The 17,246-nt window shown below is 72.5% G+C and carries 16 protein-coding genes and 1 tRNA gene; 12 read left to right on the top strand and 5 right to left on the bottom strand.

The annotated features are described in order from the left end of the window. The first annotated feature begins 217 nt into the window (after positions 1-217). The 3 genes from ACH4S9_RS01865 to ACH4S9_RS01855 all read left to right on the top strand — a co-directional run bounded on the left by ACH4S9_RS01865 (position 218) and on the right by ACH4S9_RS01855 (position 2,307). The gene (locus ACH4S9_RS01865) at positions 218-1,525 is read left to right on the top strand and encodes a helix-turn-helix domain-containing protein (RefSeq protein WP_311729709.1); all 1,308 of its coding nucleotides are present in this window, start codon (positions 218-220) and stop codon (positions 1,523-1,525) included. A gap of 5 nt (positions 1,526-1,530) precedes the next feature. Beyond that, positions 1,531-2,139 carry an oligoribonuclease gene (gene orn / locus ACH4S9_RS01860; protein ID WP_311729710.1) on the top strand — a complete coding sequence of 203 codons (609 nt, stop codon included), beginning with the start codon at positions 1,531-1,533 and terminating at the stop codon, positions 2,137-2,139. A 95-nt stretch (positions 2,140-2,234) separates the two neighbouring features. Next, positions 2,235-2,307, top strand: a tRNA-His gene (locus ACH4S9_RS01855). A 45-nt stretch (positions 2,308-2,352) separates the two neighbouring features. On the opposite strand, the gene ACH4S9_RS01850 is transcribed toward ACH4S9_RS01855, so the two are convergent. Both ACH4S9_RS01850 and ACH4S9_RS01845 read right to left on the bottom strand, forming a co-directional pair. Continuing rightward, on the bottom strand, positions 2,353-3,465 hold the full coding sequence (locus tag ACH4S9_RS01850; protein WP_398369181.1) for a sensor histidine kinase: 1,113 nt from the start codon (positions 3,463-3,465) through the stop codon (positions 2,353-2,355). Continuing rightward, positions 3,462-4,124 carry a response regulator transcription factor gene (locus ACH4S9_RS01845; protein WP_311729712.1) on the bottom strand — a complete coding sequence of 221 codons (663 nt, stop codon included), beginning with the start codon at positions 4,122-4,124 and terminating at the stop codon, positions 3,462-3,464. The genes ACH4S9_RS01850 and ACH4S9_RS01845 overlap by 4 nt, the downstream gene beginning before the upstream one ends. 201 nt (positions 4,125-4,325) lie before the next feature. Here ACH4S9_RS01845 and ACH4S9_RS01840 point away from each other — a divergent pair, with 201 nt between their 5' ends. From ACH4S9_RS01840 to ACH4S9_RS01830, 3 genes are read left to right on the top strand one after another with little or no spacing between them, the layout of a single operon-like run. Further along, the gene (locus tag ACH4S9_RS01840; protein ID WP_385340675.1) at positions 4,326-5,261 is read left to right on the top strand and encodes an ATP-binding cassette domain-containing protein; all 936 of its coding nucleotides are present in this window, start codon (positions 4,326-4,328) and stop codon (positions 5,259-5,261) included. Continuing rightward, a complete protein-coding gene (locus tag ACH4S9_RS01835; RefSeq protein WP_398369178.1) occupies positions 5,258-6,757 on the top strand; it encodes an ABC transporter permease subunit in 1,500 nt (499 codons plus the stop codon). Before ACH4S9_RS01840 ends, ACH4S9_RS01835 begins: the two co-directional genes overlap by 4 nt. Continuing rightward, positions 6,754-7,530 carry an ABC transporter permease gene (locus ACH4S9_RS01830; protein WP_398369176.1) on the top strand — a complete coding sequence of 259 codons (777 nt, stop codon included), beginning with the start codon at positions 6,754-6,756 and terminating at the stop codon, positions 7,528-7,530. The genes ACH4S9_RS01835 and ACH4S9_RS01830 overlap by 4 nt, the downstream gene beginning before the upstream one ends. Positions 7,531-7,616: 86 nt before the next feature. On the opposite strand, the gene ACH4S9_RS01825 is transcribed toward ACH4S9_RS01830, so the two are convergent. Next, complete coding sequence (locus ACH4S9_RS01825; protein WP_311729715.1) at positions 7,617-7,847, bottom strand: hypothetical protein; 231 nt, start codon at positions 7,845-7,847, stop codon at positions 7,617-7,619. A 122-nt stretch (positions 7,848-7,969) separates the two neighbouring features. Between ACH4S9_RS01825 and ACH4S9_RS01820 the strand changes: the two genes are divergently transcribed. After that, a complete protein-coding gene (locus tag ACH4S9_RS01820; protein WP_398369174.1) occupies positions 7,970-8,950 on the top strand; it encodes an NADPH:quinone reductase in 981 nt (326 codons plus the stop codon). Positions 8,951-8,996: 46 nt separating this feature from the next. Here ACH4S9_RS01820 and ACH4S9_RS01815 read toward each other — a convergent pair whose 3' ends face one another. Both ACH4S9_RS01815 and ACH4S9_RS01810 read right to left on the bottom strand, forming a co-directional pair. After that, positions 8,997-9,332, bottom strand: coding sequence for a YnfA family protein (locus tag ACH4S9_RS01815; RefSeq protein ID WP_311729717.1), 336 nt, complete (start codon positions 9,330-9,332; stop codon positions 8,997-8,999). A 141-nt stretch (positions 9,333-9,473) separates the two neighbouring features. Further along, complete coding sequence (locus tag ACH4S9_RS01810) at positions 9,474-9,824, bottom strand: hypothetical protein (RefSeq protein ID WP_385350600.1); 351 nt, start codon at positions 9,822-9,824, stop codon at positions 9,474-9,476. A gap of 142 nt (positions 9,825-9,966) precedes the next feature. Here ACH4S9_RS01810 and ACH4S9_RS01805 point away from each other — a divergent pair, with 142 nt between their 5' ends. The 5 genes from ACH4S9_RS01805 (at position 9,967) to ACH4S9_RS01785 (ending at position 17,218) form a co-directional block, all read left to right on the top strand. After that, on the top strand, positions 9,967-11,583 hold the full coding sequence (locus ACH4S9_RS01805) for a N,N-dimethylformamidase beta subunit family domain-containing protein (protein ID WP_398369171.1): 1,617 nt from the start codon (positions 9,967-9,969) through the stop codon (positions 11,581-11,583). A gap of 112 nt (positions 11,584-11,695) precedes the next feature. After that, a complete protein-coding gene (locus ACH4S9_RS01800) occupies positions 11,696-13,132 on the top strand; it encodes a hypothetical protein (protein ID WP_398369169.1) in 1,437 nt (478 codons plus the stop codon). A 123-nt stretch (positions 13,133-13,255) separates the two neighbouring features. Next, positions 13,256-15,751: a glycosyltransferase gene (locus tag ACH4S9_RS01795; protein ID WP_398369167.1), complete on the top strand. Its 2,496-nt coding sequence runs from the start codon at positions 13,256-13,258 to the stop codon at positions 15,749-15,751. A gap of 46 nt (positions 15,752-15,797) precedes the next feature. Beyond that, complete coding sequence (locus ACH4S9_RS01790; RefSeq protein WP_398369165.1) at positions 15,798-16,175, top strand: hypothetical protein; 378 nt, start codon at positions 15,798-15,800, stop codon at positions 16,173-16,175. Then, positions 16,172-17,218, top strand: coding sequence for a glycosyltransferase family 2 protein (locus tag ACH4S9_RS01785; protein WP_398369163.1), 1,047 nt, complete (start codon positions 16,172-16,174; stop codon positions 17,216-17,218). The genes ACH4S9_RS01790 and ACH4S9_RS01785 overlap by 4 nt, the downstream gene beginning before the upstream one ends. Positions 17,219-17,246: the final 28 nt, after the last annotated feature.

Below are 17,246 nucleotides of genomic sequence, written 5' to 3'. Positions count from 1 at the left end.
CGTACTTCACAGGGAGGCCCACGAGTGCAACGCTTCGTGATCGAATGCTTCCCGCCAAGTTGTCATGTCGACATAGTGGCGGGTGGTGAACTGGTCACGGCGACCACACGCGACACAGTAGATTCGATCTTGGCCATGACCGGCGGGGGAACCGTTCAGGACCGAGGGGAAACGTGCAGGACCGAGAGGACGCGACCACCGAGGGGGGCTTAGTTCGATGAGCCAGGACTCCACGACCGTACCGGAGACCTCGCGCAAGCTCTCCGGACGCCGGCGACGAGAAATAGTCGCGGTGCTGCTCTTCAGCGGCGGCCCTATCTTCGAAAGCTCCATCCCGCTCTCCGTCTTCGGCATCGACCGCCAGGACGCCGGAGTCCCGCGGTATCGATTGCTGGTGTGCGCGGGCGAAGATGTGCCACTGCGAACGACCGGCGGACTGGAACTGACCGCACCATACGGCCTGGAGGCGCTGTCCCGGGCCGGCACCGTCGTCGTACCGGCCTGGCGGTCGATCACGCAGCCGCCACCGACCGCCGCGCTCGACGCGCTGCGCCGCGCGCACGAGGAGGGCGCGCGCATCGTGGGCCTCTGCACCGGGGCCTTCGTACTCGCCGCCGCGGGGCTGCTGGACGGCCGCCCGGCGACCACCCACTGGATGTACGCGCCGACGCTCGCCAAGCGCTATCCGTCCGTCCACGTCGACCCGCGCGAGCTGTTCGTGGACGACGGCGACATCCTGACCTCGGCGGGCACGGCCGCGGGCATAGACCTGTGCCTGCACATCGTGCGCACCGACCACGGAGCGGACGCCGCGGGCGCGCTGGCCCGCCGCCTGGTCGTGCCGCCGCGCCGCAGCGGGGGGCAGGAGCGATATCTGGACAGGTCTTTACCAGAGGAGATCGGCGCGGATCCGCTCGCCGAGGTCGTGGCGTGGGCGCTCGAGCATCTGCACGAGCAGTTCGACGTCGAGGCCCTGGCCGCCCGCGCCTATATGAGCCGGCGCACCTTCGACCGCCGGTTCCGCTCCCTCACTGGGAGCGCTCCACTCCAGTGGCTGATCACCCAGCGGGTGCTCCAGGCCCAGCGTCTCCTGGAGACCTCCGACTACTCCGTCGACGAGGTCGCCGGGCGCTGCGGCTTCCGCTCCCCGGTCGCGCTGCGCGGACACTTCCGGCGGCAGCTGGGGTCCTCCCCGGCCGCCTACCGGGCCGCGTACCGCGCCCGCAGGCCCCAGGGCGGCGGCCCCGACCGTGCGGACCGCCCGGAGCGCCTGGAGCGGGCCGACCGGCTGGAGAGGGCCGAGCTTGGCGAGCAGCGGCCCGGAGAGCACTCCATGCCGCTACGGCGCCCCGGCGCGCCCCTCGGGCACCCGGCCCACCCCCATCACGCCCCGCACCCGCACGGCGGCGGGGACCCCGGCAAGCCGGAATCCGATGCCTACGTCCCGCGCCTGCCCGAGCAGGCCACCGGGCGTGTGCCGGGCCGCCCGACCCTGCCCGGCCAGCGGGAGCGCCCCGTAGGGTGAGACGTATGAACGATCGCATGGTGTGGATCGACTGCGAGATGACGGGGCTCTCGCTGTCGGACGACGCGCTTATCGAGGTGGCCGCGCTGGTCACCGACTCCGAGCTGAACATCCTGGGCGAAGGAGTGGACATCGTTGTCCGGCCGCCGGCCGAAGCGCTGACCACCATGCCCGAGGTGGTGCGCGACATGCACACGGCCTCCGGACTGCTCGCGGAGCTGGACGGCGGGACCACGCTGGAGGACGCCCAGCGGCAGGTCCTGGCGTACATCCGCGAGCACGTCCCGGAGCCCGGCAAGGCGCCCCTGTGCGGGAACTCGGTCGGCACCGACCGCGGCTTCCTGCTCCGGGACATGCCCGAGCTCGAGAGCTACCTCCACTACCGGATCGTCGACGTCTCGTCGATCAAGGAGCTGGCCCGCCGCTGGTACCCGCGGGCCTACTTCAACAGCCCGAAGAAGAACGGCAACCACCGCGCCCTCGCGGACATCCACGAGAGCATCGCGGAGCTGCGCTACTACCGGGAGGCGGTCTTCGTCCCGCAGCCCGGCCCGGACTCCGACACGGCCAAGTCGATCGCGGCGAAGCACGTCCTTCCCGCCCGCCGGCCGTGACGCCTCGCTCCCGGCCCGAAAAGCCGGGAGCGAGCACCCCCGCGGACCCTGTACACTTTTTCTCGGCCGGTGCGGAACGGAAAGCGCCGGTCATGGTGGGTATAGCTCAGCTGGTAGAGCACCTGGTTGTGGTCCAGGATGTCGCGGGTTCGAGTCCCGTTACTCACCCTGAATAATCAAGGGGCTGACCTGGGAAAACAGGTCAGCCCCTTGTCATGTCCAAAGAGCGGTGCGCTCGAACCGTACAGCGATGGACAGGCCTCCTTCCGGGCGTGCGCTGGTGGTGAGGGTGGCGTGGTGAGCCTGGGTGACGGCGTTGACGATGGCGAGGCCGAGACCGTAGCCGTCGCCGCGGCCGTGACGATCGGGCGCCAGCTTCTGGAAGGGTTGGAAGAGGCGCTGGACCTGGCTGTCGGGGATGGCCGGCCCGCTGTTGGTGATCGTCAGGGTCGCCCGCGTGCCGGAGGTCTCGGTGGTGATCTCTACGTACCCGTCCGGGTGGTTGTGGCGGATGGCGTTGTCGACGAGGTTGGCGACGAGGCTTTCGATCAGTCTCGGGTCCCCGGCCGTCACCGCGGGCGTCAGGTGTTCGGCGACGTCGATGCCTCTCTCGGTGGCCTGGTCGCGGCGGGAGGCGAGCACTCCTTCGACGATGTGGGCGAGGTCGAGGGTGTCCCGGCGGGAGATTCCGCGCTCGCTGGTGGCGAGGGCGAGCAGTGCCTTGACGAGCCGTTCCTGGTGTCCGCCGAGGGCGAGGGCTTCCTGGCAGGCCGAGCGCAGCGTGTCGGCGTCGGCGTGGGGGTCTGCGAGGGCGACTTCGAGGAGGGTGCGCAGGCCGGCGAGGGGGGTTCGCAGCTCATGGGAGGCGTTGGCGACGAAGTGGCGTTGGGCGTCGAAGGAGGCTTGCAGGCGGGCGAACAGGTCGTCGAGGGTGTGGCCGAGCTCGGTCAGCTCGTCCGTGGGCTCGCCGAGGTCGAGGCGCCGGTGGAGGTCGCCGGCGGAGATGATTTTGGCGGTCGCGGTGATGGACCGCAGCGGGTGCAGGAACCGGCCGGCGACGAACCAGCCGAGAGCCAGGGCGACGGGTATCAGAACGACCAGCGCGACGGCGGATCCCGTGAGGAGTTGGGGCAGGCTGATCCCGTTGCCGGTTCCGGTGATCGCGCCCGATGACGGCCGGCCTTTGGGCTTGGTCGACTGGGCGCCGGCGAGCGGGACGGCGACGCATACGAGCACGAAGACCCCGGCGGCGTAGATGCCTGCCGCGTAGGCGAGCGCGAGCCGCGTCTGCAAGGACCTTCTGGCGGGCTGCTGGGGGGAGGTCATGACGATCCGATCCGGTAGCCGCCTTCGCGGATGGTCTCGATCACGGGCGGGCCGCCGAGCTTGGCCCGCAGCCGGTGCATGGTGTGCTTGACGGCGCTGCTGAAGGGGTCGGCGGCCTCGTCCCAGACGCGTTCGAGCAACTCCTCGGCGGAGATGACCAGGCCGGGTGCGGCGAGCAGGCATTCGAGGAGGGCGAACTCCTTGGGGCTCAGCTCAAGGCGCCGGCCGGCCCGGAACGCGGTGCGGCGGGCCGGGTCGAGGGTGATGTCCCCGCAGGCCAGGGTGGGCGGTAGCGGCGGGGTGGCGCGGCGGGCCAGCGCGCGGACGCGGGCGACCAGTTCGGCGAACGCGAACGGCTTGGGCAGGTAGTCGTCGGCGCCGAGGCTGAGCCCGTCGACACGGTCCTCGATCGTGTCGGAGGCGGTGAGCATCAGTACGCGGGTCTCGCAGCGGCCGTGGGCGAGTTGTCGGCAGATCTCGTCCCCGTGGACGCCGGGCAGGTCGCGGTCGAGGATCACCACCTCGTAGCGGGTGGCGGCCAGGCGGTCGAGGGCGGCGGTTCCGTCCAGGACGACGTCGACGGCCATGCCCTCGCGGCGCAGTCCGGTTCCGAGGGAGCGGGCGAGGACCTCGAAGTCCTCGACGACGAGGACCCTCACCCCCGCTCACCGCAGGTCGCTGCGCGGGCGGGGCGGACAGGGCGGACAGGGCGGCCGGACCGGCCGCCGGGTCGAGGTGCCATGCCCCGACGATGCCAGATCCCAGGTCGCAGCCGGGTCGCAGCCGCTGCGACCGGGCCGGAACCGGGTGCCGCGTACAACCGTCGGCATGAGTCCATTTCGAACCGTGAGCTCGCCGCGGTGAGCGCCCCAGGGATCGTCGTCGCCGGACTGCGCAAGCGGTATGGGGCGACCCTGGCCCTCGACGGCATGTCCTTCACCGTCCGCCCGGGGCTGGTGACCGGCTTCGTGGGGCCGAACGGGGCCGGGAAGTCCACCACCATGCGGGTGATCCTCGGCCTGGACGCGGTCGACGAGGGCACCGCGCTCATCGAGGGGAAGCCGTACCGCGGTCTTCGGCACCCGCTGAACCATGTCGGCTCGCTGCTGGACGCGGCGGCACCGCACCCCGGCCGCAGCGGGCGCAACCACCTGTTGTGGCTGGCGCATTCGCAGGGCCTGGCCGCGCGGCGGGTGGACCAGGTGATCGAGCAGGTCGGCCTCGCCCCGGCGGCCCGGCGCAAGGCCGGCGGCTACTCGCTCGGCATGCGGCAGCGGCTCGGGATCGCCGCGGCCCTGCTGGGCGACCCGCCGATCATCATGCTCGACGAGCCGTTCAACGGCATGGACCCGGACGGCATCATCTGGATGCGCGGCTTCCTGCGGTCGCTGGCCGCTCAGGGCCGCGCCGTGCTGGTCTCCAGCCACCTGATGAGCGAGATGCAGGACACGGCCGACCGTCTCGTCGTGGTCGGGCGCGGCAAGGCCATCGCCGACGCCGGCGTGGCCGAGCTGATCGCCGCCGCCTCCGGAAACCGGGTGGCCCTGCGGACCACGGCCAGGACACACGCGATGAGGGTGCTCGAGCGTGCCGGCGCGACCGTGGCGGCCACCGGCCGCGACACCATCGCCGTCTCCGGCCTGCCCGCGGACCGGATCGTGACGCTGCTCAACGACAGCGCGGTGCCGTTCTCCGAGGTGTCGGCACACCGCGCCACCCTTGAGGACGTCTACCTGGAACTCACCCACGAGGCGGTCGAGTTCCACGCCGCGACACCCACGGAGGTCTCGCGGTGACCGCCACCCTCGCTCACGTGGTGCACGCGGAGTGGACCAAGTTCCGGACTGTCCGCGGCTGGGTGATCGGCGTGGTGGTGGCGGCGCTGATGCCGGTGCTGTTCGCCCTGCTCGTCGGGGTCAGCAGCGATCAGAAGGGCTCACCGCCCGTGCCGGTCGGACCTGGCGGTGAGCCGGTGACCGACAGCTTCTACTTCGTGCACCAGCCACTGACGGGAAACGGCAGCATCACCGTCTCCGTTTCCGCGCTCAGGAGCAGCATCCCCGAGCGCCCCGGTGACCTGCGGCCCGGCACCGTGCCGTGGGCGAAGGCCGGGATCATCATCAAGGAGAGCACCCGTCAGGGATCGCCCTACGCGGCGATCATGGTGACCGGCAGCCACGGCGTACGGATGCAGGACAACTACGTCAACGACACGGCCGGCCTCCCCGGCCCGGTCTCCGCCGCGTCCGTCCGCCGGCTGCGGCTGGACCGCTCGGGCGAGGTGATCACCGGCTATGCCTCCGCCGACGGCACACGCTGGACCAAGGTGGGCACCGTGCGTGTGCGCGGGCTCGGACCGACCGCGCAGGGCGGGCTGTTCGTCGCGTCCCCGCCTTCCGTGGACGGCATGGGCACCCGCGGCAGTGTGTCCACGGCCGTCTTCGGGGATCTCCGTATCCGGGGGCGCTGGGCCGGGGCCGGTGGCAACTGGACAGGCGGCCAGGTGGGAGCCGAATCCCCCAGCTTCTCCGGCTACCCGCGCAACACGTCGGGTTCGTTCACGGGAGCGGGATCCGACGGCAGCTTCACCGTGACCGGCGCCGGCGACATAGCGCCCGCCGTTCGCGACACTCTGCCGACCGGCGGCACCCTCGGAGAAATCCTCACCGGCACGTTCGCCGCGCTGATCGTGGTGATCGTCGTGGGGGCGCTGTTCATCACCACGGAATACCGGAAGAACCTGATCCACGTCACCCTGGCCGCCGGCCCGGGACGGAGCCGGGTGCTGGTGGCCAAGGCACTGGTGCTGGGGGGCGTCACCTTCGCCGCCGGGTTCGCGGGGGCGGCCGTCGCGGTTCCGCTCGGCGAGCGGCTCGCCCGGGCCAACGGCGTGTACATCTTCCCGGTGGCGTCTTCGACCGAACTGCGGGTGGAGCTCGGGATCGCGGCGCTGCTCGCGACCGCCTCGATCCTGGCCCTCTGCATCGGCACCGTTTCCCGGCACAGTGCCGGCGCGGTCACCACCGTCGTCGTGGCCATCGTGCTGCCCCACACCCTGATCGCCATCCCGTTCATGCCCGCGAGCGTGTCGAACGTGCTGGCCCAGGTGACCCCGGGCGCGGCCTTCGCCGTCCAGCAGACTCTTGTGCCGTATCACCAGGTCACCAGCAACTACACGCCGTACTACGGCTATTACCCGCTGGCACCGTGGGCCGGGTTCGCCGTCCTGGCCGGCTACGCGGTGGCAAGCCTGGCCGCGGCCGCCCTCCTTCTCCGCAGGAGGGACGCATGAGACCGGCCCTGCACGCGGAATGGACGAAGATACGGACCGTCGCCAGCCCCCTCTGGCTGCTGCTCGGTACCGTCGTGGCGACCGTGGCCCTGAGCGCTGGGGCGACCTCGATGGTGAGATGCACGTCAACCGGCTGCGGCGGCGACATGACCAAGCTCAGCCTCATCGGCGTTCAGCTGGGCCAGGCGCTGGTCGTCATCCTGGGCGTCCTGGTCATCGCGGGCGAGTACAGCACGGGCATGATCCGCACCACCCTGGCGGTGATGCCGCGCCGGGCCACCGTCCTCGCGGCCAAAGCCGTCACCCTCGCCGGGGTCGTGGCCGCGGCCGGGACCATCGCGGTGCTCGGGTCGCTGGTGGCCGGGCGGCTCCTCCTGCCCGGCCATGCCTTCACGACTGCCCGCGGCCACCCGGCCCTGTCCCTGGCCGACGGGCCCACGCTCCGCGCGGCCCTCGGGTCGGTCCTCTACCTGGCCCTGATCGCCCTGCTCAGCCTCGGCGTCGCCACCGCGGTGCGGGACTCCGCGACCAGTATCGGGATCGTCCTCGGCCTGCTTTACCTGGTCCCCGTCCTCTCCCAGATGATCGGCGATCCGCGCTGGCAGCGCCTGCTCCAGCAGATCGGGCCGATGAGCGCCGGGCTCGCCATCCAGGCCACCACCGACCTCCATAGCCTGCCCATCGGCCCCTGGGCCGGTCTCGGCGTGACCGCCGGGTGGGCCGCCGCGGCGCTCCTGGCCGGCGGCCTGCTGCTGCGCGGGCGCGACGCCTAGCGCCTTTGCTGCCATGGGAAGGGGCAACGGTGGGGGGCCTGACCTGCGCGCGCAGGTCAGGCCCTTCGCCATGCGGGTGCGGATGGTCAGTCACCCGGGTCCGGATGTCGTACGGCCTTCTTCACCGCGGCCTCGAGCTTCCCGCGCGGCGTGTCCGTCTCCTGGGCATGCGCGGTGAGCGCCGCCTGGCTCTCGACGGCGGCCTCGTACCAGTGCTTCCACTGCGCCTCCCACTCGTCGCCGATGAGCCCGGAGAGCTTGGCCCGCTCGGCGTCCGCGTTCTGCTGGAGGGAGATGAGTCTGTCGGGGATGTCCACGCGTTGGATCATAAGTCCGACGCTTCGGGCACCTGTGCGCACCGCGCGACCCGACACGCGCGGCGGGCGCGCCCCCTCGTAGGCTCGAAGCATCCGCGAGCCGACACGCGACGGAGATCCCCATGCTTGCGTCCTGGTACGACGAACAAGGTCCGGCCGCCGAGGTGCTGCGCGTCGGCGAGGCGCCCGACCCGGTCCCCGGCCCCGGCGAGGTCCGGGTCCGGGTCACCGTCTCGGGGGTCAACCCCGGCGACACCAAGAAGCGGCGCGGCTGGACCGGCTCGGCGATGCCCTTTCCGCGGGTGATCCCGCACAGCGACGCCGCCGGGGTCGTCGACGCGGTCGGCGAGGGTGTCGACGTCCGCCGTGCCGGGCAGCGCGTGTGGGTGTACGGCGCCCAGTCCTACCGGCCCTTCGGCACCGCCGCCCAGTACACCGTCGTGCCCGCCGATCACGCCGTCCCGCTCCCCGGCCACCTGGGCGACGACCTCGGGGCGAGCCTCGGCATCCCCGGCATCACCGCGCACCGCACCGTGTTCGCGGACGGCCCGGTCGACGGCAAGGTCGTGCTGGTCAACGGCGTCCTCGGCGGGGTCGGCTCGCCGGCCGCGCAGCTCGCCCGCTGGGCGGGGGCCACCGTCATCGGCACCGTCCGCCGCGGCGCCGATCTGAACCGCGTCGATCCGGCCGTCGTCTCCCACGCCGTCGCCCTGGACGGCGCCGACCCCGCCGCCGAGATCCGCTCGTACGTCCCCGGCGGCGTGGACCGGATCGTCGAGGTCTCCCTGTCCGACAACGCCGACCTGGACAACGCCGTCGCCGCGGGCGGCGCGGTCATCGCCGCGTACGCCACGGGCGCCGACCGCACCGAGATCCCCTTCTGGACGCTGCTGTTCAACAACGTCACCCTGCGGCTGATGGGCAGCGACGACTTCCCCGCCGAGGCCAAGCGGCACGCCGCCCGCGATCTGACGGCCGCGGCCGCCGTCGGCGCGCTCACCGTCGATGTCGGCGACCGCTACCCGCTCGCCGACATCGCCGAGGCCCACGAGCGCGTCGACGCGGGCGGGCGCGGGCGGGTCCTGGTCGACATCCCCCGGTGACCGCCACCGCCCTCGTACGACGGGCCGGACCGACCGGTGAGGCGGGTCAGTGGCCGCGCGGGGCGTACATGATGACCGCCATCCCGGCGAGGCAGACCAGCGCGCCGATGATGTCGAAGCGGTCGGGCCGGTAGCCGTCGGCGACCATGCCCCAGGCGATCGACCCGGCGACGAAGATTCCTCCGTAGGCGGCCAGGATGCGCCCGAAGTCGGCGTCGGGCTGGAAGGTCGCGGCGAAGCCGTAGGCGCCCAGGGCCAGGACGCCCGCCCCGATCCAGAGCCATCCGCGGTGCTCTCGTACGCCCTGCCAGATCAGCCAGGCGCCTCCGATCTCGAACAGGGCGGCGACGACGAACAGGGCGATGGAGCGGGCGACGAGCACGGCGAGGGGGCTTTCCGGTGAAGAGGGACGACGGACGGCACCGGGCCCCCGCGCTCGTGGAAGCGCGGCTGGGAGATCCGTACGGTGCGCATACCCGCGACGGTAGACCTTCGACCCGGCTCGAAGGTCAAGCGGTCGCCGTCAGGAGGCGGGCGGGCCGGTGTCGTGGTCGGGGTCGGTGTGCCCTCCGGCCCTCCCCCAGTGGTGTCCCCTGTGGTGCTCCCTGTGGTGTCCGCGCCCCGCCCGCCGGGGCGGCCACCACGGCGTCCAGGTGAACTTGTCGCCGCCCACCCAGCGGACGACGTCCGGGTCGTCGAGGTCGGCGTCCTCCATGCCGATCGTGCGAGCGATCTCGATCACGTCCAGGACCGAGTGCGCCTTGCCGATCACCTCCCCGGCGACCTCGACCAGGCGGAACGGAGGGTTGTTCGGCTGCACCCCGAGCACCACGATCGGCGGCAGGTGGACGCGCGGGCTCTCGCTCTCGGTCATATGTCCACGCTGCGACCGCCGCCGCCCCTTCGCACCCCGGCCGTCTCAGACGGGCGATCGCCGGTTCGGGCGCCCTCCGGTCGCCCGGCCCCCGGGCCCGGCCCAGGATGGCCGCAGGAGCACAGCGGCCGGGACGGGTGCGATGGACGACCAGGCGGAACACGGCGACGTCTCGACCCATGGGGACGTGCGGCCGCAGGACAGCGACCAGCCCGCCCTCGGGCGCCGGCGCTTCCTCGGGGCGGTCGGGGCCGCCGCCGGAGTGGCGGTGGCCGGGTGCGACTCGGCGAGCCATGGGGAGCCCGACCGCGCCGCCCGCCCCTCCGAGGCCATGCGGGCCGTGGACGCCGAGCGGTCCAAGCGGGGCAACGCCGACTGGCGGATCCGCTCGGTCGGCCCTCAGGAGGCCGTGGAGGGCTATGCCGACAAGGTGAGCGTGGTACCCGGGGAGGAGTTCGGGCTGTATGTGTCGACCACCTCGCCCGGCTTCCGCGTCTCGGCGTACCGGGTGGGCTGGTACGGCGGGGCACAGGCGCGGCTGATCTGGCGCTCGGGCCGGGTGCCCGGCCACCGGCAGAAGCCCCCCGTGCTGATCGACAAGACCCGTACGGTCCAGGCGGACTGGCAGCGCACGGTCCGGGTCGGCACCGAGAACTGGCCGGAGGGCGCGTATCTGCTGCGGCTGGACGCGGAAGGCGGCCACCAGCGCTACGTCCCGCTGATCGTCCGCTCCGAAGCGGCCGCGGGCCGGACGCTGTTGATGCACGCGGTGGCCACCTGGCAGGCGTACAACACCTGGGGCGGCTTCAGCCTCTACCAGGGCCAGGACGGGGCGTACGGGACGCGCTCGCTGGCCGTCGGCTTCGACCGGCCGTACGACGGCAACGGCGCGGTGAAGTTCCTGGTCTACGAGCGGGCGCTGGTGGTGCTCGCGGAGCGGCTCGGCATACCGCTGGCCTACACCACGGGGGTGGACGTACACCGCGATCCGAAGGTGCTGCACGGCGCCGCGGCGGTGCTCTCGCTCGGCCACGACGAGTACTGGACGCCGCAGCAGCGCCGCTATGTCACCCGCGCCCGCGACGCCGGGACCAATGTGGCCTTTCTCGGCGCCAACACCTGCTACCGCCGGATCAGGCTGGAGCGCGGCCCGGGCGGCGCGGACCGCACGGTGGTCTGCTACAAGAGCGCCTACCACGACGACCCGTATCTCGCGAACCGCCGCGACCTGGTCACCACCGACTTCCGGCAGCAGCCCGCCCCCGACCCCGAGTCGTCCCTGACCGGCGTCTTCTACGAGGGCTACCCGACCGACGCCCCGTATGTCGTGCACAACCCCGGCCACTGGGTGTACGCCGGCACGGGGGTGCGGCGCGGCGACTCCTTCGCGCATCTGGTCGGGGTGGAGTACGACCGGGTGACCCCCGGCGAGCCCACCCCGGAGCCGCTGGAGATCGTGGCCCACTCCCCCCTGGTGTGCAACGGCCGGCACAGCCACGCGGACTCCGCCTACTACACCGTCCCGAGCAAGGCGGGTGTGTTCGCCACCGGGACGATGCGGTGGGTCGAGGGCCTGATGGCGGGGACCCGCGAGGCCGGGCGCAACCACGGCATGGACGCGCGGACCGGCGCGTTCGTCCGGCGCACCACCGAGAACCTGCTGCGCGCCTTCGCGGCGGGCCCCTGTGCGAAGCACCGGCCGAAGCCCGAGGACAACGTGGCCGAGGTGTATCCGGGCGCGTCGCGCGTGCGCGCGTGAGGCGCCGCCGCTCTCCCCCGGTCTCCCTCGTCGTCCCTCGTTGTCCCCGAAAGCCCTCGGCCCGCTCCCCAACCCCCGTATGGTGCCCGGGACATGACAACGGGAGGCTCCCATGCGGAGAACGGACAAGGCCCGGCACGGCGCGCTGCGCCGCCGGGCGCCATGGATCAGCACGGCGGTGGCCGCGGTGCTCGGGGCCGGCGCGCTGCTGTTCACCAACGCCACATCCCAGGCCGCCGTGGCCGACAACCCCGGCGCGCTCACACCATTAACCACCTCGGCGGAGTTATCGAAGCTCGCGCTCACCCAGCGCACGGTGGCCGACACCACGATCGCCGAACTCGACCGGCTGCTGCCCAACGTGGGCGTGGACACCGTGCTGGGGAGCGCCAACCACACCATGCCCACCCCCACCTCCAGCCCGGCCTGCCGCGCCTCGGAGCAGGCCGCGCTGCCGGTGAAGCCGAAGGCCACCGCGGCGTACTGCTTCACCACCGGTGACGCGCTGACGCAGAGCTGGCTGCCGCAGTCGGTCACCTCCTCCGGGGACGCGGACGACGACGGCGCCTGGGGGGAGAACAAGGTCATCCTCTCCGGCTGGACGCACAACGACCACCTCTACGACGAGTACCCGGGCGCGGAACCGGCGGCCGACCGGGGCCTGGCCCGGGTCGCCTTCATCGACGCGAACACGCCCGGCGCCTTCAAGTACCGCTGGGTCCTGCTGACCGTGCCCACCGAGGGCGGCACCAACTTCGCCAAGCTGGGCTCGCACCTGGGCGGCATGGTCTGGTACGGCGACAAGCTCATCGTCACCGCGTCCAACGGCGACGCCAGCCAGAACGCCCTGTACGTGTTCTCGATGAAACACATCCTCCAGGCGACGGTGAACTCCACCGCCATCGGCAAGGTGAGCGGCGGCTACTCGGCCCACGGCTACCAGTACCTGATGCCCGCCATCGGCTCGTACGGCCTGAGCGGGAAGTGCTCCTCGGCCAACGACGACGGCATCCCCTGCTTCGCGTCCATCTCGCTGGACCGCTCCGCCACCCCCGACCGCCTGGTGGCGAACGAGTGGTTCTCCTCGGGCGGCACCCAGCCCGCGCGGCTGTTCCGGTACGACCTCGCCGCGCCGGGCGGCGCCATGCCGCTGGCCGTGGACGGCTCCGGGAAGGCCAAGGCCGCCGACGCGTACGAGACCAAGGCCGTGGGTGTGCAGGGTGTGCTGTCCTACCAGGACGACGCGGGCGGCAAGCGCTGGTACGTGCCCAGCGCCCGGGGCGGCCCCGGCCAGCACGGCATCCTGTGGCGCCAGGACACCGCCGAGGCGTCCGCGACGAGCTGTTCGGGCACCGACCTGGCCAGCGCCTGCTGGGCCAAGCACTCCGAGTCCATGTCGCTGTGGTGGAGCACCAAGACCGTGTGGTCGGTCACCGAGTGGGCCGCCGACTCCAAGGGAAACTGGCAGGATCCGACGTCCAGCGGGTGGCAGGACCGGGTGGTCCCCGAACGGGTGCTGTTCTCGGTGCCGTTGTCCTCGCTCGGCTGACCGCGGCCGACGGCCGCCAGCAGGGGCTTTGCCGCCCGGTCCGGCGCGCGCGCCGGACCGGGCGGGTGAATTTCCGCCGCCGCCCTCCGCCTGGCCGGCACACCGTCGGGACATACTGCGCGAATGTCCGAGAAGCCAGGAATTCCACATCTTATCCACCAGACCTGGAAGAACACCGACGTACCGCCCGAGTGGCGGGAGTGGTCCGAGACCTGGCGGCGGCACCACCCCGACTGGGAGTACCGGCTGTGGACGGACACGGACAACCGCGCGTTCCTCGAAGAGCACTACGCGTGGTTTCTCCCCGTCTACGACGGCTATCGCGAACCGATCAAACGGGCCGACGCCATCCGCTACTTCCTCCTCGACCACTTCGGCGGGCTGTACGTCGACATGGACTTCGAGTGCCTGCGCCCGATGACCGAGCTCTTCGCCGGGCAGGAGCTGGTGCTCGGCCTGGAGCCGGAGGCCCATGTCCACCTGCCGTTGAGCCGCCGCGGCGGAATGCGGCGCATCGTCTGCAACGCGTTCATGGCCTCCCGGCCCGGCCATCCGTTCTGGCCGCATGTGCACCGGCGGCTGGTGGGCGCCCACACCAGGCCCGGCACGCTGGACGCGACAGGCCCGTTCTTCCTCACGCGCGCCGTCGACAGCGCGCCCGAGGGCTGCTCCCCCGCCATCCTGGGGGCCGACACCCTGTATCCCAAGCTGAGCCCGGCCGCCGCGGAGCTGTTCGGGCAGCGCGAGACCGACCGGGACCTGGCGCATGCGGTGCACCACTGGGCGGGCAGCTGGATCCGGGAGACCCCCGGCGCTCCGGGGGCCTCGACGGGGCGTCAGGTCAGGTTCTGGACGAGCCAGGATCTACAGCCCTGCGCCCAGGGCGTGGTCGACCTCGACGCACAGCGCAGGCGGTGGGCCTCGGGGTCGCCCGCGCCGACGGTGTCCTGTCTGATGGTGACCAAGGGCCGGCTGCCGCTGGCCGAGCGGGCGATCCGGTGCTTCCTCGCCCAGACCTACACCCGCGCGGAGCTGGTCGTGGTGGACGACGGCGCGGACGGCGCCCTCGAGGACCACGTACGCGAACTCGCCGACCCGAGGATCCGTCTGCACCGGCTGCCGCCCGAGGGGCGGACGCTGGGCGAGCTGCGCAACATCGCGGTGGACCTGGCCGCCGGGCCGTATGTGTGCCAGTGGGACGACGACGACCTGTACGACCCGGAGCGGCTCGAGGTGCAGCTCGCGGCGGTCCTCGCGCTGGACGCCACGGCGTGCTTCCTGGCCCGGGAGCGGCTGTGGTGGCCAGCGCGCCGCAAGCTGGCCATCTCCGGGGTGCGGGTGTGGGAGGGCTCCATGCTCTGCGCGAAGGACGCGCTCCCCCGCTATCCGGAACAGCGGCGCGGCGAGGACTCACCGGTCGCGGAGGCCGTGGTGCGCGGCGGGCGGACGGTGTCCCTGGACGCGCCCGAGCTCTACACCTATGTGTTCCACGGGGCCAACACCTTCGACGAGCCGCACTTCACGAGCCTCTTCGACGCCGCGACCCAGGTGTGGCCGTCCGGCGACGCCTACGCGGACCAGGTCCACGCGATGGCGGCCCGGCTGCCCGTCGCCCCGGCGGACGTCCTGGAAGCGGAAGCCCCCGCGGAAGCCCCCGCGGAGGCCCCCGCGCACAACGCCGCGGACACCGCCGCCGACAACACCGCCGGCCCGTCGGCCCGGGTCCCGCACACCCGGCGGCCCGCCCCCGTGGGCGTACGCCCGGACGCGGACGGGCATCCCCCGCTCCTCGTCCTCACCCCCGTCAAGGACGCCATCGCCTTCCTGCCCCGCTACCTCGACCGGCTGCGCGCCCTCGCCTACCCCCGTGACGCGCTCTCCCTCGGCCTGCTGGAGGGCGACAGCCGCGACGGGACCTGGCAGGCCCTCCAGGGCGTCCTGCCCGCGCTGGAGGCGGAGTTCCGGCGGGTCACCCTCGTACGGCGCCACTTCGGCCTCCGGACGGCCGGGCCGCGCTGGGCGCGGACCGTCCAGCGGCGGCGGCGGTCGGTGCTGGCCATGGCCCGTAACCACCTCCTGTCGCGCGCGCTGGGCGACGAGGAGTGGGTGCTGTGGCTCGACGTGGATGTGGCCGACTACCCGCCCGACCTCGTCCAGCGGCTGCTCGCCGTGCGCGGGGAGATCGTCGTCCCGCACTGCGTCACCGAGCCCGCCGGCCCCAGCTTCGACCTCAACACCTTCGTACTGCACCCGAACGCGGCGGACCTGGACTGGGACCGATGGGTCCGGGACGGGGTCCTTCAGCCGCCCAAGGGGTTCGGCCGGAGCTATCTCGACGAGCTGCGCGCGCAGGAGAGGGTCCGAGTCGACGCGGTCGGCGGTACGGCCCTGCTGGTCCACGCGGATCTGCACCGCGACGGCCTGGTGTTCCCGGCCGTTCCCTATCGGCGGCTCATCGAGACCGAGGGGCTGGCCGCGCTGGCCCGGGACATGGGCATCGAGTGCTGGGCGCTGCCCGGGGTGGAGGTGGTGCACCCCCGCCACCTGGGCGATGGCGCGCTGGGCCGGACAGGTGAAGCCGCCGCCGGGCACGAAGCCCATGACGCCCGGCGTCGTTAGCGGGCTGTCCGCAGGCCTCTGCGGAGAAGGAGATCAGGAGAATCACATGAATATCGGCAAGACGGCAGCCCTGGTGACGGCGGCGGCCGGCGCGGTGGTCTTCGGCGGGTCCGCCGCCGGCGCACTCGCCTGGGACACCCCCACCCAACAGACCAACGACTGCGACTCCTCGAGCGGGGTGAGCATCTCGGGGCCGTCGGCCCAGTCCGACTGCCTCAACTTCGCGGAGATCTTCGGCGACCCGCACGGCGTGGTGCAGCAGAACGACTGCGACACCAGCGTCGGCGCCGCGGCCAACGTGACCATCCTCGCCCCTGTCGGCGGCGGCGAGATGGGCTCGGAGTGCGCCAACATCGCGGTCTCCGCCAAGCCGTCGAAGTCCAGGATGGACCACCGCGGCGCGTTCGGCGCCGGTCTCCGATGACCTCGGCACCGCCCGGCCCGGAACGCGGCCCCCGGGAGGCCGGCACCCTCCCGGGGGCCGCGGCCGCGCCGCCCGGAGAACGCGGCGGGCCTCCCGTGGTCTCGGTGGTCATCCCCTGCCACGACTACGCCCGCTATCTGCCGCAGGCCGTGGCGAGCGTGCTGGCGCAGACCTACGCGGACTGGGAGCTGGTCGTGGTCGACGACGGCAGCCGCGACGACACCGCGGCGGTGGCCCGGTCGCTGATCGCCGACCACCCCGAGCGGCGCATCCGGCTGCTGGAGCAGGCCAACGCCGGGGTCTCGGCCGCCCGCAACGCGGGCATCGCGGCCACCACCGGCCGCTATGTCCTGCCGCTGGACGCCGACGACGTGCTCGCCCCCACCATGCTGGAGCAGACGGTGGCGGTGCTGGAGCGGCGCCCGGACATCGCCATCGTCTCCACCGATGTGTCCGTCTTCACCGACGACGGCCTCCCCGCACAGGTGCTGGCGCTCCCGGCCTACGACCGGGACCTGCTGCTCCGGCGGCTGATCATGTTCTACTGCTCGCTCTACCGCCGCGAGGTGTGGCAGACCGTGGGCGGCTATGCCGAGGACATGCGCGCGGGCGAGGACTGGGACTTCTGGATCGCGTGCGCCGAACACGGCTTCACGGCCCACCACATCCACGAGGCGCTGTTCGGGGCGCGCAACAAGGACGACGGGCTGCATGTGGAGGCGGCCGAGAACGACCTGGCGGTCCGGGCCAGGATCGTGGCGGGCCACCCCGGGATGTTCAAGCCGGTCACCCGGGCCTGGGCGCAGGCCGTGCTCGCCGAGGACGAGCGGGATTGCCCGACGGACGAGCGGGATTGCCCGACGGACGAGCGGGAGTGCCCGGCCGACGAGCGGGTGCCCGACGACATCCTCACCCGGGCCGCCGACATGGACCAGTTCCTGCGGGTCGTCCTGCGGCTTCAGCGCACCGCGCGGCTCCAGCACCGCCACATCCGGCGGCTGGAGGCGGCCCTGGCCGAGCGCGAGATCCCCGTACCGGTCTGAGAGCGGCGAGAGCGGGGCTCCCCGTGGA

This window comes from Streptomyces sp. NPDC021225 (genome assembly GCF_044332865.1).
In the GTDB taxonomy this organism is placed as follows: Bacteria; Actinomycetota; Actinomycetes; order Streptomycetales; family Streptomycetaceae; genus Streptomyces.
The sequence above is the reverse complement of the archived record's forward strand: the minus strand, read 5'-3'. Positions and strand labels throughout refer to the sequence as shown.